The following is a 24,238-nucleotide window of genomic DNA, read 5'->3' as shown; positions in this document are numbered from 1 at the left end:
TTGATATGTGTGGAATCGTAGGTCTTTACCTGAAAAATCCGCAGCTGGAATCCCAGCTCGGCAAGCTCTTCGAACCGATGTTGCAGGCCATGACCGATCGTGGCCCGGACAGTGCCGGCTTCGCCATTTATGGCGATGAAGTGGCGGACGGCTGGGTCAAGCTGACCTTGCAGGCGACCACCGAGAGCTTCGACTGGAAAACCCTGATGGGCGAACTGGAAGGGCGCCTTGGCTGTTCGCTGGACTGGTTCCAGAACGCCAGTGCCGCGGTGCTGAAGATTCATGCCGAAGAGGCGCCGGTACGTCTGGCCCTCGCCGAACTGGCACCGAGCCTGCGCATCATGAGCGCCGGGCAAAGCATCGAAATCCTCAAGGGTATGGGCTTGCCCCAGGAGATTTCTCAACGCTTCGGCCTGGCCGGCATGAAGGGCAGCCACATCATCGGCCACACCCGCATGGCCACCGAAAGCGCCGTGACTATGGAAGGCAGTCACCCGTTTTCCACCGGCGCCGACCTGTGCCTGGTGCACAACGGATCGTTGTCGAACCACTTCCGTCTGCGTCAGGAACTCAAGCGCGAAGGCATTCACTTCGAGACCGACAACGACACCGAAGTGGCCGCTGGCTATCTGACCTGGCGCCTGCAGCAGGGCGACTCATTGAAAGAAGCGCTGGATCACTCGCTGGAGGATCTGGACGGTTTCTTTACCTTCGCCATCGGCACCCGCAACGGTTTTGCGGTGATCCGCGACCCGATTGCCTGCAAGCCGGCGATTCTCGCCGAAACCGACGACTACGTGGCCATGGCCTCCGAGTATCAGGCGCTGTCGAGCCTGCCGGGTATCGAACACGCCAGGGTCTGGGAGCCGGCACCGGCCACTATGTACATCTGGGAACGCGAGTCAGCTTAAGGAGCGCACACATGAAAACCATCGATCTTTCCACTGCCACCGTGCGTGACCTCAATCAGGCGCTGCACGACCAGGTCAATAACGTGACCGATCACGAGTGGCTAGTGACTCATTCCAACGGCAAGCACAACCTTGCGGTCGGGGTGAATGAAGCGGTGTCCATCGATATCCAGGGCCACGCCGGTTACTACTGCGCCGGCATGAATCAAAAGGCCTCGATCACCGTCCACGGCAACGTCGGTGTCGGTTGCGCCGAAAACATGATGTCCGGCTACGTTCGGGTCAAAGGCAGCGCTTCCCAGGCGGCGGGTGCCACGGCCCATGGCGGCTTGCTGGTGATTGAAGGTGACGCCGGGGCGCGTTGCGGGATTTCCATGAAGGGTATCGACATCGTAGTCGGCGGCAGCATCGGCCACATGAGCTGTTTCATGGGCCAGGCCGGTCGTCTGGTGGTCTGCGGTGATGCCGGCGATGCGCTGGGCGATTCGTTGTATGAAACCCACATCTACGTGAAAGGGACCGTTGAGTCCCTCGGCTCGGATTGCATCGAAAAAGAGATGCGCGCCGAGCACCTGGAAGAGCTGCAAGGGCTGCTCAATCGCGCCGGTTTCGAGCACAAGGCGGCTGACTTCAAGCGCTACGGTTCGGCCCGTCAGTTGTACAACTTCAAAGTCGATAACGCGTCCGCGTACTGATCCGCGCGAGGAGAACAGATATGAGCGACCCAATCAGCCAAAAAGCGGCTCCCGTACTGCGCGAGTCAGCCACCTTCGACCGCCTGACCATCCAGGAAATCCAGCGTGCTGCCGAGACTGGCATCTATGACATTCGTGGCGGTGGCACCAAGCGCAAATTGCCGCACTTCGATGACTTGCTGCTGCTCGGCGCCAGCGTTTCGCGTTACCCGCTGGAAGGCTATCGGGAGAAGTGCGGCACCGATGTGATCCTCGGCAACCGCTTCGCCAAGAAGCCGATCCACCTGAAGATTCCGGTGACCATCGCCGGCATGAGTTTCGGTGCTTTGTCGGCCAATGCCAAGGAAGCCCTGGGCCGTGGCGCAACCATCGCGGGCACCAGCACCACCACCGGTGACGGCGGCATGACCCCGGAGGAACGCGGCCAGTCGCAGCATTTGGTTTATCAGTATTTGCCGTCCCGCTATGGCATGAACCCGGACGATCTGCGTAAGGCCGACGCCATTGAAATCGTCCTGGGGCAGGGCGCCAAACCCGGTGGTGGCGGTATGTTGCTGGGCATGAAAGTCACCGAACGTGTGGCCGGCATGCGCACCTTGCCGGTCGGTGTCGACCAGCGCAGCGCCTGCCGTCACCCGGACTGGACCGGCCCCGACGACCTTGCGATCAAGATTGCCGAGCTGCGCGAAATCACCGATTGGGAAAAACCGATCTACGTGAAAATCGGTGCCAGCCGGCCGTACTACGACGTCAAGTTGGCCGTGAAGGCCGGGGCGGATGTGATTGTGCTCGATGGCATGCAAGGCGGCACGGCGGCGACCCAGGAAGTGTTTATCGAACACGTGGGGATTCCGATTCTGTCGGCCATCCCGCAAGCGGTGCAGGCTTTGCAAGAGATGGGCATGCATCGCAAGGTTCAACTGATCGTTTCCGGAGGGATTCGCAACGGTGCCGACGTCGCCAAGGCGATGGCACTCGGTGCGGATGCGGTGGCCATCGGGACGGCGGCGCTGATTGCCTTGGGCGATAACCATCCACGCCTGGACGAGGAACTGAAGAAGATCGGCTCGGCCGCCGGTTTCTACGACGACTGGCAGAACGGTCGCGACCCTGCCGGGATCACCACACAGGACCCGGAACTGTCCAAGCGACTGGATCCGGTGGAGGGGGGCCGTCGCTTGGCCAACTACCTGCGCGTCATGGTGCTGGAAGCCCAGACCATGGCCCGGGCTTGCGGCAAGTCGCACTTGCACAACCTCGATCCCGAGGATTTGGTAGCCCTGACGGTGGAGTCGGCGGCCATGGCGCGGGTGCCGTTGGCGGGGACCAATTGGGTTCCAGGTTCTGGGTACTGACGCGAAACCTGTGGAAGCGAACCTGCTCGCGATGACGGTGGCACAGTCAAAACTGCTGCAAGCTGACCTACCGCTTTCGCGAGCAGGCTCGCTCCCACAAGGAATTTTTGGCGTGCGCAATGTAAGTGAACGCCCCGGAAAAAGCTGTGGGAGCGGGCTTGCTCGCGAAGACGGTGGCACCGTCAAAATCGATGCAAGCTGACCCACCGCTTTCGCGAGCAAGCCCGCTCCCACAAGTCCTGTTCATGGCATTTATTCGAGAGGCCGAAAAGGCCCGTATCTCATTCTTTGTTGCTCGCTGCCCGATACCCACCTTTCTTTGCAGGAGCTTTGAACATGGTCAATCGTCTTCTTGGCAAATCCCTTCTTGGCTTACTGGCTACCGGCGTGCTTGTGCCGCTGGCGCAGGCGGCTGAAACGCCAACGCTCAATACCGGCAGCACCGCCTGGATGGTCACTGCCGCCGTGCTGGTGTTGTTCATGTGCCTGCCAGGCCTCGCGTTGTTCTACGGCGGACTGGTGCGCGCAAAAAATATGCTTTCGCTGTTTACCCAGTGCTTCGGCATCGCCGGCCTGGTCGGCGTGTTGTGGGTGATCTACGGCTACAGCATGGTGGTCGACAGCACCGGTATGGTCGAAGGGCAGGTGACCTTCAACAGCTTTGTCGGCGGCCTGAACCGGGCCTTTCTGGCGGGCATGACCCCGGAGAGCCTGGTAGGGGATATTCCGGAAGGCGTGTTCGTGACCTTCCAGATGACCTTCGCGATCATCACCCCGGCGCTGATTGCCGGTGCATTCGCCGAACGCATGAAGTTTTCGGCGGCGCTGTGGTTCATGGCGTTGTGGTTCACCTTGGTGTATGCCCCGGTGGCGCATATGGTTTGGGGTGGTTCGGGCGCTTTGATGCATAACTGGGGTGTGCTCGATTTCGCCGGTGGCACCGCCGTGCACATCAATGCCGGCGTTGCCGCGTTGGCCGCGTGCCTGATTCTCGGCAAGCGCAAGGGTTACCAGAATACGCCGATGCCGGCCCACAACCTGAGCCTGACCATGGCCGGTGCGGCGATGCTCTGGGTTGGCTGGTTTGGTTTCAACATCGGTTCCGGTGGTGGCCTCAACGGGACTTCTGGCATCGTCATGCTCAACACTCAATTGGGTGCGTGCGCCGGCATTCTCGGCTGGATGTTCACCGAGTGGTTCAAGGTTGGCAAGCCGAGTGCTTTGGGCCTCGCCAGTGGTGCCTTGGCTGGTTTGGTCGGCATTACTCCGGCATGTGCGTATGTGGGCGTAGGCGGTGCGTTGGCCATCGGTCTGCTGTGCGGGGTGTTCTGCTACTTGAGCGTCACTGTGCTGAAACGCCGCTTTGGTTATGACGACAGCCTCGACGTATTTGGCTTGCACGGCATCGGCGGAATGATTGGCGCGGTATTGACTGGGGTGTTCTGCGTGCCGTCGATGGGGGGATTGGTCGAGGGTGTGTCCATGGGGGCTCAGGTCGTGGCGCAAATCAAAGGCGTGTTGCTGACGACGGTTTACTGCTTTGTCATCAGTTGGGTCATTCTCAAGGTGATCAACGCGGTGATCGGCTTGCGCGCCGATGAATCGGTGGAGGAGATGGGGCTGGACCTGGCCGAGCACAACGAGCGTGCTTACAACCACTGATCGTTATTGTTGATCGACACGGCCCACCTTCGAGTGGGCCGTATGCGTTGTGTTCAACTCATAACCAGATGGCTGGCAGATTTCTGTTCACGGGTCTGGGCTGCACGCTGCAACTGGCTGGCGGTCAGGGTGTTCTTCAACAGATAAGCAATGGTCATCGGCCCGACGCCACCGGGTACCGGCGTGATAGCGCTGGCGACGGTGCGCGCGCTGGCGTAGTTGACATCGCCCACCAGATGGCTGCCGGATTCGTCCGTGATGCGATTGATCCCGACATCGATCACCACCGCGCCAGGCTTGAGCCAACTGGCATCAATCAGCCCGGGACGGCCCACCGCTGCGACGACGATATCGGCCAGTCGACACAACGCCGGGGCATCGACACTGCGTGAGTGCACCACGCTGACCGAACAGTGCGCCTGCAACAGCAAGGTCGCCATGGGCTTGCCGACGATGTTCGAACGCCCGACGACCACGGCGTGCAAGCCACTCACATCACCGCAGGTTTCGTGCAGCAGGCGCATGCAGCCGCTGGGCGTGCAGGGCGTAAGGACTTCTATGCCTTGTACCAGGCCGCCGACGTTTTCCCGATGAAAACCGTCCACGTCCTTGATCGGGTCGATGGCATGAATGACCGCCGCCTCGTCGATATGCCCCGGCAATGGCAGTTGCACCAGAATCCCGTTCACCGTGACATCGGCGTTCAGTTGGGCAATCAGTTCCAGCACCTGATGCTGGCTGGTGTTTTCTGCCAGACGGTACTCCAGTGAGCGGATGCCGACGTCCTTGGCCCGCAGCAGTTTGTTGCGCACGTAAACCTCGCTGGCCGGGTCTTCACCCACCAACAGTACCGCCAGGGCAGGGTAAATGTGCTGTCCCGCGAGGGCCAGAACCTCCTCTCGAACCTCGTTGAGAACCAGAGCGGAGATGGCCTTGCCGTCGATGTCGCGGGCAAGTGCAGGGGTGGTGCTGATCAAAAGAGTCACCGTTGTCTTGATGGATAGAGGGGCGAAACAATCACCGAGGCGTCGTTGCACCTCGATGATTTATCAGCGTTCTGCTGGCAAGGGCGCTCAGACTACCAATTGATGGCTGCCGTACACCACAAGGACACCCGCGATCAGCGTGACGTAAGGCAACCAGCCAGCGCGTTTCTGACCGGCATCAGCCTGAACATAGAGATCGTTAAGCATGGCTTCGGGGAACAGTCCCTTGTCCTGGACATAGTGGCGGTAGCAGAACACCGGCAGGATCAACAGCGCCAGCAGCAGGCCGGTCATCAGCGTTCCCGCGCCCCAGATATCGGCGCCCAGCCCCATGCAGGCCAGGTTGACGAAGCTCAGCACGCCACCGGCTGCCAGAAGCACGGTAGGGGCTTTGTACGGGCGTATCCAGTCGGGACGGTCCAGGCGATGGATCCAGCCAGCATTGAGGTTGAGGAAGTTGAAGATGATGTAGCTGACGTTGGACGCGGCGAGCACGAAGACATAGTCGGACATCAGCAATAGCAGCAGGTTGAAAGACAGGTCGGTCCACATCGCGGCGGTGGGCGCGCCGTGTTCATTGGTTCGGCCCAGGTACTTCGGCAGCCAGCCGTCCACCGACGCCTGGTACAAGGTGCGCGATGAGCCGGACATCGACGTCATGATCGCCAGCAAGGTGGCCAGGACCAGCATGATCAACACGATGTTGGCGACCAGTTTGCCGCCGCCGATACTGTCCGCCATCACCTGGCCGACGCCCATGCCGCTGTAGATCGCTGGCGACAACAGGCCACTGTAGACCGCCGGCGAAACCACCGCACCACTGGCGTCCAGCACGGCCGGTGTCACCAGTTGGCCAAGCCCCAGGCTGCCTTGAAACGCTAGGGGCACCAGGGTGAATACCAGGATGCACAGCAGGCCCGCATAGAAAATCGCCTTGAACGTGTCGCGCTTGGGGTCCTTGAATTCCCGGGTGTAGCACACCGCCGTTTCGAAGCCGTAGGTGGACCACGCGGCCATGAACAGACCGCCGGCCATCAGCGACCAGCCGGACAGATCCCAGGGCCCATCGATCACTTGCCCGGCCGCATCATGGGCCAGGGGGTACAACGGCAGGAAATTGGCCTGGGCCGAATCACCGGTGAACAACGGCACCACGCCCACCAGCAGCAAGGGGATCAGCGATGTCACGCCGAGCACCAGGGTCAGACGCGCCGAGCGCAGAATGCCGCCATGCTGTACGGCGAAAACTGTCAGCAAGATCAACAGACCGATGGCGAATGTTGCATTGATCCGCAGCGACAGGCCACTCTTGATCCAGCCCAGATCGACCAGGGTCAGTTGCCAGGTATTGATCAGCGCATCGGCGGGAAACAGTGCGGTGAGTATGTAGCCGGCTGCCAGCCCTGAACCGATCGACAGCACCGGTGACCAGGCCAGCCAGTTGCACCACACCGAAACCGGCGCGATCAGCTTGCTATAGCGCACCCAGGCGACCGCGCCATAGACCGAGGCACCGCCGGATTTGTGTGGAAACAGTCCGGCGATTTCGGCGTAGGTGAAGGCCTGGATAAACCCGAACAGGATCGACACGATCCAGACGATCCACGCCGGTTTGCCCACCGTGGCGGCAATCGCACCGATTGAAAACAGCACCAGCGCGGGCACGCCACTGGCGACCCAGAAAGCCCCGCGCCAATCGATCTTGCGGTGCAGGCTGCCCACTGAGCTGGCGGCCTGCGGTACGGTCTCGAACGTAGTCGCTTCCATCTTCGTATTCCCATGTCTGAGTAGCGGAGTAGTGGCGGCAGTCAAAGTCAGGGTGGCGCCCAGGTCCGTCTGGTCGATCAACTGCGCACCCGGCTCTTTTGCGGGTCGTAGAAAATCGCTGCGGTGACCTCGGCGCTGATGCGCTTCTGCAGGCCATCGACTTTGCCGATCTCAAGCGTGGTGCCGACGTCGGCGCAGGCCACATCGACCCGGCACAGCGCGATGTTGCTGGCCAGCAGCGGCGAGCGGCAGGCACTGGTGATGACCCCGACCTGGGCCCGGCCGCGATACACCGGGTCACCGTGGTGGGCGGCTTCGTTGCCACTCAGTTGCAGGCCCACCAGCTTGTGGGCGGGGTGGGCGCTGCGTCGCAACAGCGCATCGCGGCCGATGAAGTCGTCGGTTTTGCTTTTCATCGGCACAGAAAAACCGATACCCGCCTCGAAAGGATCGGTCTGGTCGCTGAACTCGTAGCCGGCGAAAATCAGCCCGGCTTCGATGCGCAGTATGTCCAGCGCTTCCAGGCCCAACGGCACCAGGCCCAAGGGGTGGCCCAGCGCCCAGATTCGGTCCCAGACCCGCTCGGCATCTTCGGGCTGGCACCAGACTTCGTAGCCCAGTTCGCCGGTGTAGCCGGTGCGCGAGATCATCAGCGGGCAGCCGTCGTAACCGTCCAGGCGGCCCACCAGGAACCGGAACCAGCCCAGGGTTTCCAGGCTCGGTTGGGTCGCTGGGGTCCAGACCATCTGCTTGAGCAGTTCACGACTCATCGGGCCCTGGACGGCCAGGTTGTGAATCTGTTCGCTGGCGGATTTGACCCAGACCTTCATGCCGAGCTTTTGCGCCTGTTCGCGTAGCCAGACTCCGGCGTAATCCTCGCCACAGATCCAGCGGAAATTGTCCGGGCCCAGGCGCAGCAGGGTGCCGTCGTCGAGCATGCCGCCGTGTTCGTGGCACATCGCCGAATACACCACTTGACCCACCGCCAGGCGCCGTACATCCCGGGTCAGGCAGTACTGCAGCAAGGCTTCGGCGTCGGGGCCGATGATTTCGAATTTGCGCAGCGCGGTCAGGTCCATCACCGCGACGCGTTCACGGCAACCGAGGTATTCCTCGACTGCGCCATAGCCGTCGTAGCGCAGTGGTAGCCACCAATTGCGGTAGTCGGTAAAGCTGCCGGTCAAGGCGCTGGTACGTGAGTGGAACGCGGACTCACGGGTGAGGATCGGGTCGGCATCGGCCGTGGTTCGAGTGCTCATGGCGATGGAAAAACGCTCCTTTTCGCTGTAGATGCGGACCTGGATATCGGTCGGGTTCCAGCCGTTGGCCGGGTCGATGTCGTCCGGGCATGAGGTGCTGCCACACAGCAGATCGGTCATGGCCCGCAGCAGCACGTAATCGCCGGGGCGCGACCAGGGCTCGTCCAGCGTCATCTGCTGGTGGGCGTCGATGCCGGTGTTGAAGAACAAATTGATCGCCGGCCAACCGCTGCGCGCCTCGACCCCGTGGGGCGCCAGGGCCCGGCTCAGGTTGTCGCTGCAGTTGTCGTGCCCGAAGTAGCCATGGCTCTCGTAGTAGCGCGCGGCGCAGGCCAGGGCGAAGGAGTCGTGGCGGCCGACGGTGTCACGCACCACCTCCAGCATCGGCTGCATCTGCCGGTCGAAAAACTTCGAGAACAGTCCCGGTGCCGGGTAGGCGCTACCGTTCAAGGTGCGGGTGACGGTCTGGTCCAGGTCCAGCTCCAGGCCGCGATCCAGGGCGCGACGGTCGAGGGCGACGAAGTCCGAGCATTGGCGACCGGCGACATCCAGCACCTGCACGTACTGCCCTTTGCCGACGGTGTAACTGTGAGCGGTGCCGGCGTGAATTGTGAACTCGTCGAGTAACTCGCCCAACGGTTCGGGCAACGCCGGGAGCAGCAGCGACGAAGGATTGGCTCGTGTCACCCACAACCTCAGTTCGCTGGGCCGATACTGCCGGTCGACGGATGTTGGCCCGGCGGGCGCAGCGACAATCACCAGCAGTTCTTCGCTGGCGACAAAGTGGCGACTGAAGTCGGCAGGGCTGTCCTCGTCCCAGAGCGAAGCCGCGCTGGGCAGTTGGTATGGCTCAATACCGCGTCGGCTCAACGCCTGGTTGATACGCCGAGCTTGCACGGTCGGCTCGGCGAGCCGTGCACCGATGAACCCGCAGGCCGCCGAACCGCTCAATGCCCAGGCCGCCAGTGTGCTGCGCCCGTTGGTGTCCATGGCCAGCAGTTCACAGGGTTGCTGCCCTTCAAGGTCGATCACCTGCAGGCTGTCGCCGGGTTGCAAGGCCACCAGTGTCAGGCCTCCGGCCGCTACCCTATAGCGCTCCAGGGTCGGGGCCCGGGCAAACAGTCCGGGCTCCCGGGGATGAGAGACACGAGGTGCATGCATGATGAACCTCCAGGTCAACCGACCGACGTGATGGACGTTGGCGGCTCAGCGAGGTACGCCGCCATTGAGTCGTCCAGCGCATGCAGCCAGGGGGTGTGGTGCGGCGGTGACTGGGTGCCGGTCATCAACGAGCGATAGGACTTGTCGCGATAACCCATGATGTTTTCGGCTTTGTCGTGCTTCCAGTGGAGGAAGGTTTCATTGACAGCGGCGATGTCGAAGTTCGGGTAGTCGGTGGCGTCTACCAGGTGCTGGATGTAGGCGCCCTGGTATTCGAACATCTGCTGGTTGGTTTCCAGTGTCTGTTCCCGTTCGTGCCATTGCTGGCTGTCGGCGACCATTTGGTCGTGGCTGGGCAGTTGAATGCGCCCCAGGATCACATCGCGGGCATACCAGGCCTGGGCATCGAACATGTTGAACGAGTACCACTGGTCCTGCATGCCGAGGTAGATCAGCCGTGGGTTGGGTTCCCAGAACACGCCCTTGTAGAGGTTCATCGGCCACAGGCGGTTGTCGGTCTTCAGGCTCAGCTCATCGGGCAGGAACGGGAAGTGATGTTTGTAGCCGGTGCACAGGATCACCGCGTCGATGTGCTTGCTGCTGCCGTCGACAAAATAGGCACGGTTGTTTTCCAGACGCTTGAGCAGCGGCTTTTCTTCCCAGTTGTCCGGCCAGGCGTAGCCCATGGGCGCGGTGCGATAACAGCTGGTGATGCTGCGGGCGCCGTATTTGTAGCATTGCGAGCCGATATCCTCGGCCGAATAGCTGCTGCCGACGATGAGCAGATCCTTGCCCTTGAATTCCAGCGCCTCGCGAAAATCGTGGGCATGCAGGATGCGCCCGGCGAACTGCTCGAAACCTTCGAAGTACGGTACCTTGGGCGTGGAGAAGTGGCCGCAGGCATTGATCACGTAATCGAATTCCTCGCAGGTCAACGTGTCGCTGTTGTAGTCGTGGGCGTACAGGGTGAAGCGCTGGGTCTGTTCGTCGAAGGTGACCTGGCGCACCACATTGTTGAAGCGGATGTAGTCGCGTACGCCGGCCTTTTCCACGCGGCCCTTGATGTAGTCCCACAGCACTTCGCGCGGCGGATAGGAGCCGATCGGCCGACCGAAATGTTCTTCAAAGGTGTAGTCGGCGAACTCCAGGCATTCCTTCGGGCCGTTGGACCACAGGTAGCGGTACATGCTGCCGTGCACCGGTTCGCCGTTCTCATCCAGGCCAGTGCGCCAGGTGTAGTTCCACATGCCGCCCCAGTCCTGCTGTTTTTCGAAACACACCAGTTCCGGGATCGCGGCGCCCTTGTCGCGGGCCGACTGGAAGGCGCGAAGTTGGGCCAGGCCGCATGGGCCGGCGCCGATGATTGCTACACGTAGAGTCATGAGCGTGCCTCCTGAGGCTTTCAGCGAAAGATCACTGTCTTGTCCTGGTTGATGAACACCCGGTGTTCCAGGTGGTATTTCAGGGCTTTGGAAAGGGCGACGGTCTCGGTGTCGCGGCCGATGGCAACCAGAGAATCAGGCAGGTGCGTGTGATCGACGCGCTGGATTTCCTGCTCGATGATCGGGCCTTCGTCGAGGTCGCTGGTGACGTAATGGGCGGTGGCACCGATCAGTTTCACGCCGCGGTCATAGGCCTGGTGATAGGGTTTGGCGCCCTTGAACCCGGGCAGGAACGAGTGATGGATGTTGATGGCCCGGCCGGACAGCTGCTGGCACAGGCCGTCGGACAGAATCTGCATGTAGCGGGCAAGCACCACCAGATCGGTCTGAGTGTCCTCGACGATGCGCATCAACTCGGCCTCCTGGCTGGCCTTGCTGTCCTTGGTGATCGGCAGGTAGATGAAGCGAATGCCCTCGCGCTCGGCCATCGCCCGCAGGTCCAGGTGGTTGGAAACCACGGCGGTGATGTGCATGTCCATCTCGCCCTTACGGTGGCGATAGAGCAGGTCGGTAAGGCAATGGTCGAACTTGCTGACCATCAGCAGCACCCGGGTCGGTTGGTGCGAACTGAACAATTGCCACTGCATGTCGAAGCCGCCGGCCAGATCGCCCAGGCCTTCGCGCAGGGCGCCGATATCACCGCTGACGCCAGTGTTGAAACGGAACACCGCGCGCATGAAAAACTGCCCGGTGAACTCGTCGTCAAACTGCGTCAGTTCGCTGATGTAGCACTGCTGCCGGGTCAGGCAGGCACTGATCGCAGCGACGATCCCGGACGCCGCCGGGCAGGTGATCTTGAGAATGTAATGTTCGCTGGAGGCGTCCATCGAAGGCTCCTGAGTAAAGTGAGGGAAGGCTCAGCCCTTGGCCGTGCGTTTGGTTTTTTCCGGGTCGTCGAAGGGCAGGGCGTGGGTCACGGCGTCCGCTTCAAGGCTGCCGCGTACCTGCAGTGCAACGCCGGGCACGGCGCAGGCGACGCTCATCCGGGCGATGGCCATGGAGCGCTTGCTCAGGCGCGAGTACATGCCGCAGGTGATCACGCCGACTTGCTGGTTGCCCTGCCACAGGGTGTCGCCGGCCTCGGCCGGGCGTACGCCCTCGAGCAGCACACCGGTGATCTTGAAGCGTTCCTGACCGCGCAGGCGCAGGTGTTCCTCGGCACCACGGAAGGCCTGTTTGCCGGGTGAGACGGTGAAGTCCAGGCCCATTTCCCACAGGGTGTCGCCGGCCTTCTGGTCGGCGAAGGGGTACATCTGCGAGTTGTCATAGGGGAAAAACATCAGCGAGCTTTCCACCCGCAACCAGTCCAGGGCGGTAAAGGCGCAAGGGATGATGCCCAGGCCCGCGCCTTGTTCAAGGATCGTGTCCCACAGCGCTGGGGCATCGGCGGCCTTGCAGAAAATCTCGTAGCCGCGCTCGCCGGTGTAGCCGGTGCGAGAGATCATCACCGGGCGATCGAACAGGCGGGTTTGCAGGTGATGGAAATAGGGCAGCTGACGAATCCCGGGGACGTGCTCGGCGAGAAAATCCACTGCCAGCGGCCCTTGCAGCGACAGGTCGTGCAGGTCGTCATCGAACAGCACCGCCACTTGCCGGCCCTGGGATGAGCGCACAAGCATTTCGTGACCGATGCCGGCGCCGTGGACCACCATGAACGCGTTAGGCCCGGTGCGGTAGACGATGCAGTCATCGACGAACTTGCCTTCCTCATCGAGCATCGAGGCGTACACCGATTTACCGGGGTAGAGTTTGGCGATGTCGCGGGTGGTGGCCCACTGCAACAGGCTCTCGGCGTGGGGCCCCACGTAGTGGACTTTTTTCAGGCCGGACACGTCCATCAGCCCGGCGCGGGTGCGGATTGCTTCGTGGTGGTCGGCCAGCGCGCTGCTGTAGGTCCAGGCGGTGCCCATGCCATTCCAGTCTTCAAGGTTCGAACCGAGGGCGCGGTGCCGCTCGGCCAATGCAGAAATACGCCATGAAAGGGTCATGTGAGGGTCCTTGTCGGGAAAGAGAGGTCAGGCGTGCGGGTCGAATTGGCTCAGCCACTCGACCAGCGTGGTTCGGTAGCGGGTCATGCCCTTGTAGTCAGCGATGGGATCGGGCAGGTCGCGCAATACGCGGTGCAGGCGACAACCCCAGCCGGGTTGAGTGACCAGTTCATCCAGGCTGATCAGGTAGGTGCGGATGCTGAACATCACCGCGTTGCTGCGTGGCAGACGAGCCATCACTTGCAGCTCGACGCGCAGGTGAACCTGTTGCCCGACGTTTTCGGCGGTGATGCGGCCTCGGTCGGCACCCCATTCATGGAACGTCTCGGGCGAGGAATCCAGGCGCGGGTTGATGGTCAGCGTCCAGTTCAGGCGCCGCACTGGCTGGCCCACTTGCAGGTTGAGCAGGTACTTCAGCGCGCGGTCGAACACGCCCATCTGGTGGGCCATAGGCACCGGTGAATGCCACTGTTTGAAGCTCATGCCGGCGTCGAAGGCCAGGGACCAGTCGGCCGGACTGGTGACCAGGCCGGCGTCCATGTACAGGTCACCGTCGCGCTGGTCGAGCAGGGCGAAATCCCCCTGGACCTGGCGGCCGATGTACTCCAGCGGCGCGCAGGGCAGGCTGGTGGCATCACCGAAAATGAACGGCTGACTGATCTCCAGCAGGCGGTTGCACCAATGCCAACGGTCGCCGTCACACGCCAGGCTGAACCACTGCGGGTAGTCGGCGGCCAGGTGTTCCATCAGCATCTGTAATGCATCCCAGGCCGCCACTTGCATGTGCGGCATCACCAGGTAGCGGCGCGGGTCCTTGTCCAGCACCAGGGCGCGTTCGGCCATTTCCGAGCGGTAGTGCTCGTCGATGTCGAAGGCGTGCTCATAGATCGAACCGGGGTCGCGGGAGGTGGCCGGTTCGATATTGACCGAGTACAGGTAGCTGTCCTCGACAAAGGGAAAGGGGAAACGGCGGATTGCCGCAGGGCTGTTGCGAAAGCTGAAGTCGTCGCGATAGCTCAGCACGGGGCTCGTTTGCAGGGGCATGTCACTCACTCCTATAGGTCCAGCGAAATGCAGGGGCCGCAGCCGCGCGAGACGCAGGGCATCAGAAAGTCGGCCTGCTCGGCCGGGCTGAGGAAGCTGTCGCGGTGTTCGATGGCACCGCCCTGGTGGCGTGTGATGCACTGACCGCAGACCCCGCCACGGCACAGGTTGGGCACTTGCACCCCGGCGTGTTCCAGGGCTTCGAGCAGGCTCTGCTCGGCCTCGACGCGCAGGCGCCGGCCGCTGCGCAGCAGGTGCAGGTCGAAGGGCTGGCCGGGTTGCGCGCCTTTGAACGCTTCCGAATGCACGCGTTTGCGCGGCCAACCGAGGCGCGTGGCCTCACGCTCAACCGCGTCGAGCAGCGACTGCGGGCCACAGGTATAGACGTGGCTGCCCAGCGGCCGGTCGGCGAGGATCTGGCTCAGGTCGGGCCGTCTGTCGTACGCATGCAGGCGCGCGCCGAGGTGTTGTTGCAGTTCGTCGAGGTAGGCGTCGCTGATGCCCGGGCGAAACAGGTAATGCAGTTCAAAACGGGCCTGCTGCTGTTCCATCGCGGCGATATAGGCCATGAACGGTGTGATGCCGATGCCGGCGGCGATCAGGATGTGCAGGTGTGCGGTGCCGTGGGGCGCGAACAGATTGGCCGGCGGCGAAATCTGCAAGGTGTCGCCGAGCTGAACCTGGTGATGCAGGTACCGCGAGCCGCCACGAGAAGCCTCCTGTAGGCGCACGGCGATGCGGTAGTGCTGGATGTGCGCCGGGTCGTTGGTGAGTGAGTAGGCGTTGCGCACCTTGCCCTCGGCCAGGGGCAAATGCACCTGCACATGGCTGCCGGGCGAGAAGCCGGGCAGGGCGCCGTCGCAGGCCGTCAGGGTTAATTCGCGCACCACCGGCGTGAGCATTCTTGCCGCGCTGACCTGAACGTTGAGGACCGCGCTCATGGCTGGAAGGCCGCATAGGGCTGGTCGGGGTTGATGCACACGCCGAGGTAAGCCCCCAGGCGCCGGGAAAAATGCGTGCGCACCTCCAGCCCGACGTGGCAACCGATGCAGTTCAGCGACGACTCCGGCCCGGCCGCCTGGGTCAGGCCACAGTGCGCGCAGTACACCTGGCGCAGGCCGGGCGTTGCGCAGCTCATGCTGATCTCGTCGTCTTCCAGGCCTGCGGCGCGGGCCTCGGCGTGGATGCGCCAGACAAAAGCTTCATCGCCCAGCAGGTAGAGCCGACAACCCACGGTTGCGCTGGCCAATACGTGTTGCAAGCACCGGGCGAAGTCGGGTTGTTCGCCGTTCAACAGCAGGGGGTTGTCCAGTTCAGCGACAACCTGCGCGCAGACGGTTTCCGATTGCGTCACCACGATGGGGCGGTTAAGGGTGGGCTTCATGCGGGCTCTCCAAATGCTTTTTTATTTCCTGTTGGGAGAGATACTTTCCTAGGGGGAAAATCTTCTCAATCCGGAAAAAGGGCTATGTCTTTGGAGATAAGCCTTGCTACACGGCCGTCGGGGCATGGAAGTTGCTGGTGTTCGAGGCGCGTGGAGCAACCGGACGGGGGAGTTATCGAGAGTGCGAACACGATCGCAGTGGTGGCCGCTCTGGTTAGGGCCTGTGCGCCCCGAACAGGCACGCAGCGTGCGCAAGCTGTTGGCCGGGTTGCCTTTGAGCCAGGCGCACGCTGACGGTGCCTTATCGGGTTTTCTGGACCGTTTCGACGCACTGCTGCCACCTGCCAGGCTGAACCTGATCCTTGGCGGTGAAGACCTCAGCCCGACGCGACGCGGCTTGATCGAGGGCTGCCTGGACGTGGCGACTTGCCCCTGGCGCGACGCACGCGCGGCAGACACCCCCCAAGCCTGCGGCACGTGCCAGCAACGCGGCGTGCACCGCCTGGTGTGCGCCTTGCCCGAGGGCCAAAAGGGTGTGTTGCTGCTCGATAGCCCCAAACGGGCCGGTGCCAGTTGGCGCCAACTACTGGAGGAGGCGGCGCAGGCGGTCGGCGTGGCCGTGCGCTTGCGCAGCTACAACCGTGAGCAGCAGCGTAAACAGGCGACGTCCCGTCACGGAGCCTTGGCCCGTGAGTTGCACGACTCGGTGGCACAGCAACTTGGTTACCTGTCGTTCCAGGCCCATGGCTTGCAATCCCGGTTGGGCGAGCCGCAACAAGCCACTGCGGGTTTGCAGGACCTGTGCGCCGGATTGAGCCAACTGCAGCGCCAGGTGCGCGAACTGATCACCAGCGCTCGCCTGACCATGGACGGGCGCTCACTGCGCCAGGCCCTGGCCGACTCTGTCGCCGAGTTCTCGCGGCGCTGCATCATCGTTTTTGAACTGGACAATCGCCTGGCTGATGACGCTTTGAGCCCGGAAACCGAATTGCAGATTTTGCAGATCATTCGCGAGGCACTGGCCAACGCGGTACGCCATTCCCATGCACGGCATGTGCGCATCGAGTTGCGGCAAAACCAGGACGGTGATGCTTCTGTTTCGGTGGAGGATGACGGCATCGGACTGAGCCCGGCGTCAGGGGAGGACAACCATTTCGGCCTGGCGATTATCCGCGAGCGCGCCGCGAGCATTGGCGCCCGACTGACCATTGAGGCGATCCGCCCGCACGGGGTCCGCGTGCACCTTGGCCTTCGCTGCCACCAAGACCTGCCACAGGGGAGTTTCGATGGACTGCACGACCTTATTACTGATCGATGATCACCCGTTGTTTCGCAAAGGACTGGCACAGCTGTTCGGCGCCAGCGACGACTTCGAAGTAGTGGGGCAGGCCGCCAGTGGGCGCGAAGGCATCAACCTGGCTGTGAGCCTGGCGCCGCAGCAGGTTTTGCTTGATCTGCATATGCCCGGCTTGAGCGGTTTGCAGGTGCTCGACGAACTACGTCAGTTGCGCCTCGACTGCCAGGTGGTGGTGCTCACCGCATCGATGGATCGTGCCGAGCTGTTGACCGCCCTGCGCCTGGGGGCCAGTGGTTATGTGCTCAAGGAAACCGAGCCTGATGCGTTGTTGGACTACATGCGCAATTGCCACAAGGGCGCAATCGTTCTGGATTCAACCCTGATTGCGCTGCTGGCCGATCAGCGCGAGTCGGTCACCCGGCCTGCGCACGATTCGGATCCGCTCGACACCGGCAACCTGACCGAGCGGGAGGGGCAGACCCTGGCCCTGATCGCTGCTGGCATGAGCAATAAACAGATCGGCCGGGAACTGGGGATCAGCGATGGCACGGTCAAAATCTATGTGAGGAATCTGTTGCAAAAACTCAGCCTGCACTCGCGCCTGGAGCTGGCGGCGTGGGTGCACAACGCCGCGTCGGTGAGACACGAGGAGCGTCACTAGATGATGGAACGGCCAGAGGCATTTGTGCAGACACTGCCCTTGCACCTGATGGATCTCTTTCCGGCGGCGTTGCTCGAACTTCGCGATAACGGTCAGATCGCCCACTTCAACCTGGCCTGGGTCGAGCTGATGGATTTGCCGGGCACGGAGTGCAACCTCATCGACTATGTGCACCACGAAGACCGTTCGTTGTGGCGTCAGGCCTTGAATGAACTGCGTCGGCGTCCCGACACCTCGTTCAACCAGCGGCTGCGTTTTGTTCACCCTTCGGGGGAACTGCGCTGGTTCGATGTCAGCCTGAAGCGCGGGCCGCAGGGTTTCTATCTGGTGGCCGGCGACATCACTGCGCACAAGCGGCGCGAGATCGCCTTGCAGGCCAGCCAGCGCAGCAGCATGAGCTTGCTCGACAGCATGCCGGGCCTGATCTATCGCGGCCGCAACAACCGCGACTGGACCATGGAGTTCGTCAGCGCCGGTTGCCTGCAACTGACCGGGTATCCACCGGAGCGGCTGGTGGACAACCATGAATTCACCTACAACAGCCTGATCCTGGCGCAGGATGCCGATTACGTCTGGCGCGAGGTGCAATATGCCTTGTCGCGGCAGGAGCCGTTCGAACTCAATTACCGGATACGTTGCGCCGATCAGTCGATCAAGCATGTCTGGGAAAAGGGTGTGGGGATCTATGCCGACACCCGGGAAGTGCTGGGTATCGAGGGGGCGATTTTCGAGCGGCGGGCGGCTCAGCCCTGAAGGGCTATGAGGTTTGTAGTGCACAGCAAATCAGGTGTGTACGGGCTTTTTCGCGAGAGGGAGTGTCAGTCGAAATCAATGTTGACTGATACACCGCCTTCGCAAGCAAGCCCGCTCCCTATATAGAACTCTGGGTGTTATCGAAACGCGGGAACGATCTGCTTGATAAACAGCTCCAGAGATTTTTTCTTCTCTGCATGGGGCAGGCTGTTATCGCACCAAAAGCTGAACTCATCGACCCCCAGTTCCTGGTAATACTTGATGCGCGGGATGATTTCTTCCGCGGTGCCGATCATGGCAGTCTTGTGCAGGCTCTCCAGTTCGAACTCCGGGCGAGCGGCGAATTTTTCTTCCGGGCTCGGCGCCAGGAAGCCGTTGACCGGCACTTCCTTGTTGCCAAACCAGGCATCGAAGGTGCGGTAGAACTTCGAGATCGCCTTCGCCCCGACTTTCCAGCCCTCGGGGTCATCGGCCGCATGCACGTGGGTGTGACGCAGCACCATCAGTTGCGGGCGCGGTACGTCAGGGTTGTTGTCCAAGGCGGTCTGAAACTTGCTCTTCAGGTCGAGGACTTCTTCGTCGCCCTTCATCAGCGGAGTGACCATGACATTGCAGCCGTTTGCCACAGCGAAGTTATGCGAATCCGGGTCGCGAGCGGCGATCCACATCGGCGGGTTGGGCTTCTGGATCGGCTTGGGTACGCTGGTGGATGTCGGGAATTTCCAGATATCGCCATCGTGAGCGTAGTCGCCTTGCCACAGGGCGCGCACCACCGGAACCATCTCGCGCAGCGCTTGACCGCCGGAGGAGGCGGGCATGCCGCCGGCCATGCGGTCGAACTCCACCTGATAGGCGCCACGGGCCAGACCGACTTCCATGCGACCGTTACTGATCACGTCCAGCAGTGCGCATTCGCCGGCGACCCGCAACGGGTGCCAGAACGGCGCGATGATGGTGCCGGCGCCGAGGTGAATGGTGGTGGTTTTGGCCGCCAGGTAGGCCAGCAGTGGCATTGGGCTTGGTGAGATGGTGTATTCCATGGCGTGGTGTTCGCCGATCCAGACGGTGCTGAAGCCACCGGCCTCGGCCATCAGGGTCAGTTCGGTCAGGTCTTCGAACAACTGGCGGTGGCTGACACTTTCGTCCCAACGTTCCATGTGCACGAACAGGGAAAACTTCATGACGCTTACCTCGGATCTTTTGTTGTTGGCCGGTCGATCGGGAGTCGGCTGGCTGATTATTGGATAATCGAAATTCGCAATATGCGCAAAATATTTTCTGGATCAGGCGAGCACAGGGAGGGCGCCCATTTTGCCGTGGCAATACACCAGTGGCCCGGCGTTCTGCTGCGGCACGATCAGGTTCTTCACCGCGCCGACCATGATCGCGTGGTCGCCTCCTTCGTATTCGCGCCATAGCTCGCATTCGATCACCGCCGTGGCGTTAGCCAGAATCGGGTTGCCCAGCTCGCTCAAGGTCCATTCGATGCCTTGCGCCTTGTCTTTGCCTTTGCGCGCGAAGGCATAGGCTTCGTTCTGCTGGCCGCCGGACAGGACGTGAATGGCAAAGCGTTTGTTCTTGATCAGTACCGGATAGGAATCGGAGCTGTAGTTGGGGCAAAACAGCACCAGGGCCGGGTCCATGGACAGCGAGCTGAAGGCGCTGGCGGTCAGGCCGACGATTTGGCCATCGTCATCCAGCGTGGTGATCACAGTCACCCCGGAAGGAAACGAACCCATCACTTGTTTGTAGATGGCGGCATCGATCATGGGACGGTCCTCTGGCGGTGTAATGCGGATTTTTATGTGTTTGTAGGTCTGATGGTATACCGTAATACATAGTTTGCAAGGGCTTTTTTTTTGGCCCGATAAACGTACGTGTTCGGCCTTGTAGTCAATGTTTACAGGGTTTTTAGCGCATTTTGCGGGCGCTGAGGCACCAGGACTACGGGTCAGATGGACGCTAAAAGGCCGGATCAGTCTTGTGTAAAAGATGGAATACCATAATATGGCCGGTATCTGAGGGGTGGCCAAAGAGCTCCCCCGGTTTGGCTTCATACAACTATAAGATCAGACAAACTAGAGTTCATTTCACATGTCCCAGATGTCCCGGCAAGACCCCCTGATCGAGAATCATACGGTCGATTACGTCCCACTCGCGGAACGGCACGGGAAGGCCCGCGACCTTTTCACTTTATGGTTCAGTACCAACATCGCGCCGTTGCCCATCGTGACCGGTGCCATGGTGGTCCAAGTGTTCCACCTCGACCTGTTTTGGGGGCTGCTGGCGATTGCGCTCGGGCACATGGTTGGCGGTCTGGTGATTGCCCTCGCGTCGGCCCAGGGCCCGCGCATGGGGATTCCGCAGATGGTGCAGAGCCGCGGCCAGTTCGGCCGTTACGGTGCGCTGCTGATCGTGTTCTTTGCGGCGATCATCTATATCGGCTTTTTCATCTCCAACATCGTCCTGGCCGGAAAATCGATCGTCGGAATTGTGCCTTCGGTTCCGGTGCCGGCGAGCATCCTCATCGGCGCCCTGAGCGCCACCGCGATCGGGGTGATCGGCTACCGCTTCATTCACACTCTCAATCGCATTGGCACCTGGGTCATGGGCAGTGCCTTGCTCGCCGGTTTCCTTTACATCTTCGCCCACGACCTGCCGGCAGACTTCTTCACGCGCGGCGGTTTCAACCTGTCGGGCTGGCTGGCGACGGTGTCGCTGGGGATCATCTGGCAGATCAGCTTCTCGCCTTATGTGTCGGATTACTCGCGTTATCTGCCGGCGGATATCGGGATTGCCCGTCCGTTTTTCGCCACGTATCTGGGCGCGACCCTGGGTACCATTCTCTCGTTCACCTTCGGCGCGGTGGCGGTGCTGGCGACTCCGGAAGGCACCGAGGCGATGGCAGCGGTGAAGCAGTCCACTGGTTGGCTGGGGCCGATTCTGATGGTGCTGTTTTTGCTCAACATCATCAGCCACAACGCCTTGAATCTGTATGGCGCGGTGCTGTCGATCATCACCTCGATCCAGACCTTCGCCAGCCAATGGACGCCGAGCATCAAGGTGCGCGTGGTGTTGTCGAGTGGGGTGCTGGCGGGGTGCTGCTTCGTCGCATTGGGCGCTTCCGCAGACTTCATCTCGCAGTTCATCGGCCTGATTTTGGCGCTGCTGCTGGTGCTGGTGCCTTGGGCGTCGATCAACCTGATTGATTTCTATCTGATCAAGCGTGGCAGTTATGACATTGCCTCGATCTTCCGTGCGGATGGCGGGATTTACGGGTGTTTCAATCTGCATGCGATCGTTGCGTATTTCATCGGGATTATTGTGCAGCTGCCGTTTGCCAATACGTCGTTGTATGTCGGGCCGTATGCCAATTTGGTGGAAGGGGCTGATCTGTCGTGGCTGGTGGGGTTGGTGGTGACTTGCCCGTTGTATTATTGCCTGGCTACCCGCAGTCAAGCGCAAGAGCGCAAAGCTTCCAGACTCGGTTATGCCGATTAATCAAACCCGTCTTCTGTTCGTCTGAGATGCCCGGCCTGTGCCGGGCATTTTCGTTTGGATGGCGAACAGAGGGGGGGCTGAAGACGCACATTTGATCGGTACCAAGCTCGGATAGTGTGCCCACTCAAGATTCACTGTGTGAGCTTGCTGGAGGAAGCGGTTGGTCAGGGGCGACGGCGTTGTTGGCTGAAGGATGTATTCGAGAGGGAGATACACATCCGCTCGGAGCAGGGCACGGATGTTGTGTTCGTGGCGATCCCGGGGCCTTTGCTCGTGAAAACGATGAGTCAGGCAGAGGGGATAGTGAGATCAAAAAAGGCCGCTGCAACCCGACGTTGCAGCGACCCGAGGGTGAAAGATAACGTGCGGCCCACTGGCATGGGTCGCTTGAGGATCAATGAGCGCCAGCAGCCTTATTCAGATCGCTCTCAGCCCATTCGGTATAAACGCATGCATCCGCAGTCGCCCAGCGCACTCGCACCGGGTCGCCAGCCTTGAGCGACATGCCGGCGGCAGAGAGGGCCTTGACGGTCATCGACGTGCCGCCCGAGGTCACCACACTGCAAGTCTGGCTTTCACCAAGAAACAGCACTTCCACGACCTTGGCCGAAACTTCATTCCAGCCCGCCGACAACGGTTCCTGGGCGGCCTGCTCGACACTCAAGGCCAACGCTTTCTCCGGCCGCACCATCAGCAAAACATCCTGATCGGTCTGCAACCCTGCGGTCAGGCGAATCGACAGAGACTGACCTTCAAACGTCGCGACCGCGTTGCCCTGGGCCTTGAGCTTGAGAAAGTTGGAGTTGCCCAGAAACGATGCGACAAAGGCATTCGGCGGGTTCTGGTACAGGTCGTAGCCGCTGCCCAGGCCGACGATTTTGCCGTGGCTGAAGATGGCAATGCGTTGGGACAGTCGCATGGCTTCTTCCTGGTCGTGTGTGACGTAGACGATGGTGATACCCAGGCGTCGATGCAACTGACGCAGTTCATCCTGCAGGTCTTCGCGAAGCTTTTTATCCAGGGCGCCGAGAGGTTCGTCCATCAGCAGAATGCGTGGTTCATAAACCAGCGCCCGAGCGATCGCCACCCGTTGCTGCTGACCACCGGAAAGTTGTGAAGGGCGGCGATGGGCGAATTGTTCCAGTTGCACCAGTTTGAGCATCGCGTCGACCCGGCGCTCACGCTCGCTGGCGGCCAGCTTGCGGATGGCCAGTGGAAACGCGATGTTGTCGCGCACCGACAGGTGCGGAAACAGCGAATAACGCTGGAACACCATGCCAATGTCACGCTTGTGCGGTGGTACGTTGACCAACGACTGGCCATTGACCTGGATCTCGCCGCTGCTCGGGGTTTCGAAGCCGGCAAGCATCGACAGGGTGGTGCTTTTGCCGGAGCCGCTGGAGCCGAGGAAAGTCAGGAATTCACCGTCCTTGATGTCCAGCGAGATGTCGTCCACGGCGGCAAAGTCGCCGTAGTACTTGTTCAGGTTGCGCAGGCTGACCAGCGGTTTGTCGTTTTGCTGGGCTTTGATGACGGCACTCATGTCGTACTCCTGTGCGCTCAGGCGCTGATTTGATTGCGCCGGCGAACGGCGGCGGCGATGACCATGACCAATACCGAGAGGCCGATCAGCAGCGTCGAAGCGACGGCGATCACGGGCGTCAGGTCCTGGCGCAGGGTGGTCCACATTTTCACGGGAAGGGTTTGCAGGGTAGGGCTAGCCATCATCACGCTCAGCACCACTTCATCCCACGACACCAGGAACGCGAACAGCGCACCGGCGACCATACCCGGGCGGATTGCCGGAAAAGTCACCTTGAACACTGCCTGCAGTCGCGAGGCGCCGCAGATGACTGCAGCATCCTCGATGGACTGATCAAACAGCTTCAGCGAGTTGATGATCGAGATGATAGTGAACGGCAGCGCTACGATGACGTGGCTGACCACGAAAGCGAACATCGTTCCGGTGTAGCCGAGTTTGAGAAACAGCGCGTACACCGCCACGGCGATGATCACCAGCGGTACGATCATCGGCAGGGTGAACAGGCCGTAGAGCATTTCCCGTCCTGGAAAGCGCCCGCGTACCAGGGCAAAAGCGGTCGGCAAACCCAGGGCTACAGCGCAGATCGTGGTCAGCACGGCGACCTTGAGGCTGGCCATGGCTGCGTTCATCCAATCGGGATTGGAGAAGAACTGGCCGTACCATTTCAGCGTCCAGCCCGGCGGCGGAAACACCAGCCACTGGGAAGAGCCGAAGGACAGCAGCACGATGAACACGATCGGCAACAGCAGGAACAGCGCGATCAAGCCGGTCGTGAAATACAGGCCGAAACGCATGCGCCGGCTCATGGCATTGGGGGTCAGGAGCATGA

Annotated in this window: 21 protein-coding genes; 8 read left to right on the top strand and 13 right to left on the bottom strand. The window is 61.4% G+C overall.

Annotation, left to right across the window (positions count from 1 at the left end):
* Positions 1-5 precede the first annotated feature (5 nt).
* The 4 genes from PSH57_RS17160 (at position 6) to PSH57_RS17145 (ending at position 4,623) form a co-directional block, all read left to right on the top strand.
* Positions 6-911, top strand: coding sequence for a class II glutamine amidotransferase (locus tag PSH57_RS17160; protein WP_305384363.1), 906 nt, complete (start codon positions 6-8; stop codon positions 909-911).
* Between the two features lie 11 nt (positions 912-922).
* A complete protein-coding gene (locus PSH57_RS17155) occupies positions 923-1,606 on the top strand; it encodes a GltB/FmdC/FwdC-like GXGXG domain-containing protein (protein WP_060742974.1) in 684 nt (227 codons plus the stop codon).
* A 20-nt stretch (positions 1,607-1,626) separates the two neighbouring features.
* Positions 1,627-2,961: an FMN-binding glutamate synthase family protein gene (locus PSH57_RS17150; RefSeq protein ID WP_305384362.1), complete on the top strand. Its 1,335-nt coding sequence runs from the start codon at positions 1,627-1,629 to the stop codon at positions 2,959-2,961.
* Between the two features lie 336 nt (positions 2,962-3,297).
* A complete protein-coding gene (locus tag PSH57_RS17145; RefSeq protein WP_305384360.1) occupies positions 3,298-4,623 on the top strand; it encodes an ammonium transporter in 1,326 nt (441 codons plus the stop codon).
* A gap of 53 nt (positions 4,624-4,676) precedes the next feature.
* On the opposite strand, the gene PSH57_RS17140 is transcribed toward PSH57_RS17145, so the two are convergent.
* The 9 genes from PSH57_RS17140 to PSH57_RS17100 form a co-directional block, all read right to left on the bottom strand.
* Positions 4,677-5,600: a bifunctional 5,10-methylenetetrahydrofolate dehydrogenase/5,10-methenyltetrahydrofolate cyclohydrolase gene (locus PSH57_RS17140; protein ID WP_305384358.1), complete on the bottom strand. Its 924-nt coding sequence runs from the start codon at positions 5,598-5,600 to the stop codon at positions 4,677-4,679.
* A gap of 96 nt (positions 5,601-5,696) precedes the next feature.
* Entirely contained in the window at positions 5,697-7,376 is a 1,680-nt protein-coding gene (locus PSH57_RS17135) for an APC family permease (RefSeq protein WP_305415947.1), read from the bottom strand.
* A gap of 77 nt (positions 7,377-7,453) precedes the next feature.
* Positions 7,454-9,796: a trimethylamine N-oxide demethylase gene (locus tag PSH57_RS17130; RefSeq protein ID WP_305384355.1), complete on the bottom strand. Its 2,343-nt coding sequence runs from the start codon at positions 9,794-9,796 to the stop codon at positions 7,454-7,456.
* A 14-nt stretch (positions 9,797-9,810) separates the two neighbouring features.
* A complete protein-coding gene (locus tag PSH57_RS17125; RefSeq protein ID WP_305384354.1) occupies positions 9,811-11,178 on the bottom strand; it encodes an NAD(P)-binding domain-containing protein in 1,368 nt (455 codons plus the stop codon).
* Between the two features lie 20 nt (positions 11,179-11,198).
* Positions 11,199-12,065, bottom strand: a complete 867-nt coding sequence (gene purU, locus PSH57_RS17120; protein WP_305384352.1) for a formyltetrahydrofolate deformylase — start codon at positions 12,063-12,065, stop codon at positions 11,199-11,201.
* A gap of 30 nt (positions 12,066-12,095) precedes the next feature.
* Complete coding sequence (locus PSH57_RS17115; RefSeq protein WP_305384350.1) at positions 12,096-13,226, bottom strand: aminomethyl transferase family protein; 1,131 nt, start codon at positions 13,224-13,226, stop codon at positions 12,096-12,098.
* 27 nt (positions 13,227-13,253) lie between these two features.
* Positions 13,254-14,270, bottom strand: a complete 1,017-nt coding sequence (locus PSH57_RS17110; RefSeq protein ID WP_305384349.1) for a heme-dependent oxidative N-demethylase family protein — start codon at positions 14,268-14,270, stop codon at positions 13,254-13,256.
* Between the two features lie 11 nt (positions 14,271-14,281).
* Positions 14,282-15,211, bottom strand: coding sequence for a PDR/VanB family oxidoreductase (locus PSH57_RS17105; RefSeq protein ID WP_305415945.1), 930 nt, complete (start codon positions 15,209-15,211; stop codon positions 14,282-14,284).
* On the bottom strand, positions 15,208-15,654 hold the full coding sequence (locus PSH57_RS17100) for a dimethylamine monooxygenase subunit DmmA family protein (protein ID WP_305384346.1): 447 nt from the start codon (positions 15,652-15,654) through the stop codon (positions 15,208-15,210). Before PSH57_RS17100 ends, PSH57_RS17105 begins: the two co-directional genes overlap by 4 nt.
* A gap of 247 nt (positions 15,655-15,901) precedes the next feature.
* Between PSH57_RS17100 and PSH57_RS17095 the strand changes: the two genes are divergently transcribed.
* Genes PSH57_RS17095 through PSH57_RS17085 form a run of 3 tightly spaced genes read left to right on the top strand, consistent with a single transcriptional unit; the run spans position 15,902 to position 18,365 of the window.
* Complete coding sequence (locus PSH57_RS17095; protein ID WP_305384345.1) at positions 15,902-16,972, top strand: ATP-binding protein; 1,071 nt, start codon at positions 15,902-15,904, stop codon at positions 16,970-16,972.
* Complete coding sequence (locus tag PSH57_RS17090) at positions 16,941-17,612, top strand: response regulator (protein ID WP_305384344.1); 672 nt, start codon at positions 16,941-16,943, stop codon at positions 17,610-17,612. Before PSH57_RS17095 ends, PSH57_RS17090 begins: the two co-directional genes overlap by 32 nt.
* A complete protein-coding gene (locus PSH57_RS17085) occupies positions 17,613-18,365 on the top strand; it encodes a PAS domain-containing protein (RefSeq protein WP_305384343.1) in 753 nt (250 codons plus the stop codon).
* 137 nt (positions 18,366-18,502) lie between these two features.
* On the opposite strand, the gene PSH57_RS17080 is transcribed toward PSH57_RS17085, so the two are convergent.
* Together PSH57_RS17080 and PSH57_RS17075 are read right to left on the bottom strand one after the other, a co-directional pair.
* Positions 18,503-19,546 carry an LLM class flavin-dependent oxidoreductase gene (locus tag PSH57_RS17080; protein ID WP_305384342.1) on the bottom strand — a complete coding sequence of 348 codons (1,044 nt, stop codon included), beginning with the start codon at positions 19,544-19,546 and terminating at the stop codon, positions 18,503-18,505.
* Positions 19,547-19,648: 102 nt separating this feature from the next.
* The gene (locus tag PSH57_RS17075) at positions 19,649-20,134 is read right to left on the bottom strand and encodes a flavin reductase family protein (protein ID WP_305384341.1); all 486 of its coding nucleotides are present in this window, start codon (positions 20,132-20,134) and stop codon (positions 19,649-19,651) included.
* Between the two features lie 325 nt (positions 20,135-20,459).
* Here PSH57_RS17075 and PSH57_RS17070 point away from each other — a divergent pair, with 325 nt between their 5' ends.
* Positions 20,460-21,866 carry a purine-cytosine permease family protein gene (locus PSH57_RS17070; protein WP_305384339.1) on the top strand — a complete coding sequence of 469 codons (1,407 nt, stop codon included), beginning with the start codon at positions 20,460-20,462 and terminating at the stop codon, positions 21,864-21,866.
* Between the two features lie 394 nt (positions 21,867-22,260).
* Here the strand turns inward: PSH57_RS17070 and PSH57_RS17065 are convergent, their stop codons facing one another.
* Positions 22,261-23,409, bottom strand: a complete 1,149-nt coding sequence (locus PSH57_RS17065) for an ABC transporter ATP-binding protein (RefSeq protein ID WP_305384338.1) — start codon at positions 23,407-23,409, stop codon at positions 22,261-22,263.
* Positions 23,410-23,426: 17 nt separating this feature from the next.
* Positions 23,427-24,236, bottom strand: a complete 810-nt coding sequence (locus PSH57_RS17060) for an ABC transporter permease (protein WP_074877303.1) — start codon at positions 24,234-24,236, stop codon at positions 23,427-23,429.
* Positions 24,237-24,238: the final 2 nt, after the last annotated feature.

It is taken from the genome of Pseudomonas hefeiensis (assembly GCF_030687835.1).
Taxonomy (GTDB): Bacteria; Pseudomonadota; Gammaproteobacteria; order Pseudomonadales; family Pseudomonadaceae; genus Aquipseudomonas; species Aquipseudomonas hefeiensis.
This window is presented reverse-complemented; position numbering and strand designations above follow the sequence as displayed.

Bases quoted from the DNA above. Each gene is read 5' to 3' on its own strand.
- PSH57_RS17065 (WP_305384338.1), bottom strand. From the start codon at position 23,409: ATGAGTGCCGTCATCAAAGCCCAGCAAAACGACAAACCGCTGGTCAGC.
- PSH57_RS17105 (WP_305415945.1), bottom strand. From the start codon at position 15,211: ATGAGCGCGGTCCTCAACGTTCAGGTCAGCGCGGCAAGAATGCTCACG.
- PSH57_RS17090 (WP_305384344.1), top strand. From the start codon at position 16,941: ATGGACTGCACGACCTTATTACTGATCGATGATCACCCGTTGTTTCGC.
- PSH57_RS17085 (WP_305384343.1), top strand. From the start codon at position 17,613: ATGATGGAACGGCCAGAGGCATTTGTGCAGACACTGCCCTTGCACCTG.
- PSH57_RS17155 (WP_060742974.1), top strand. From the start codon at position 923: ATGAAAACCATCGATCTTTCCACTGCCACCGTGCGTGACCTCAATCAG.
- PSH57_RS17135 (WP_305415947.1), bottom strand. From the start codon at position 7,376: ATGGAAGCGACTACGTTCGAGACCGTACCGCAGGCCGCCAGCTCAGTG.
- PSH57_RS17070 (WP_305384339.1), top strand. From the start codon at position 20,460: ATGTCCCAGATGTCCCGGCAAGACCCCCTGATCGAGAATCATACGGTC.
- PSH57_RS17100 (WP_305384346.1), bottom strand. From the start codon at position 15,654: ATGAAGCCCACCCTTAACCGCCCCATCGTGGTGACGCAATCGGAAACC.
- PSH57_RS17110 (WP_305384349.1), bottom strand. From the start codon at position 14,270: ATGCCCCTGCAAACGAGCCCCGTGCTGAGCTATCGCGACGACTTCAGC.
- purU (WP_305384352.1), bottom strand. From the start codon at position 12,065: ATGGACGCCTCCAGCGAACATTACATTCTCAAGATCACCTGCCCGGCG.
- PSH57_RS17160 (WP_305384363.1), top strand. From the start codon at position 6: ATGTGTGGAATCGTAGGTCTTTACCTGAAAAATCCGCAGCTGGAATCC.
- PSH57_RS17115 (WP_305384350.1), bottom strand. From the start codon at position 13,226: ATGACCCTTTCATGGCGTATTTCTGCATTGGCCGAGCGGCACCGCGCC.
- PSH57_RS17130 (WP_305384355.1), bottom strand. From the start codon at position 9,796: ATGCATGCACCTCGTGTCTCTCATCCCCGGGAGCCCGGACTGTTTGCC.
- PSH57_RS17080 (WP_305384342.1), bottom strand. From the start codon at position 19,546: ATGAAGTTTTCCCTGTTCGTGCACATGGAACGTTGGGACGAAAGTGTC.
- PSH57_RS17125 (WP_305384354.1), bottom strand. From the start codon at position 11,178: ATGACTCTACGTGTAGCAATCATCGGCGCCGGCCCATGCGGCCTGGCC.
- PSH57_RS17075 (WP_305384341.1), bottom strand. From the start codon at position 20,134: ATGATCGATGCCGCCATCTACAAACAAGTGATGGGTTCGTTTCCTTCC.
- PSH57_RS17150 (WP_305384362.1), top strand. From the start codon at position 1,627: ATGAGCGACCCAATCAGCCAAAAAGCGGCTCCCGTACTGCGCGAGTCA.
- PSH57_RS17060 (WP_074877303.1), bottom strand. From the start codon at position 24,236: ATGCTCCTGACCCCCAATGCCATGAGCCGGCGCATGCGTTTCGGCCTG.
- PSH57_RS17145 (WP_305384360.1), top strand. From the start codon at position 3,298: ATGGTCAATCGTCTTCTTGGCAAATCCCTTCTTGGCTTACTGGCTACC.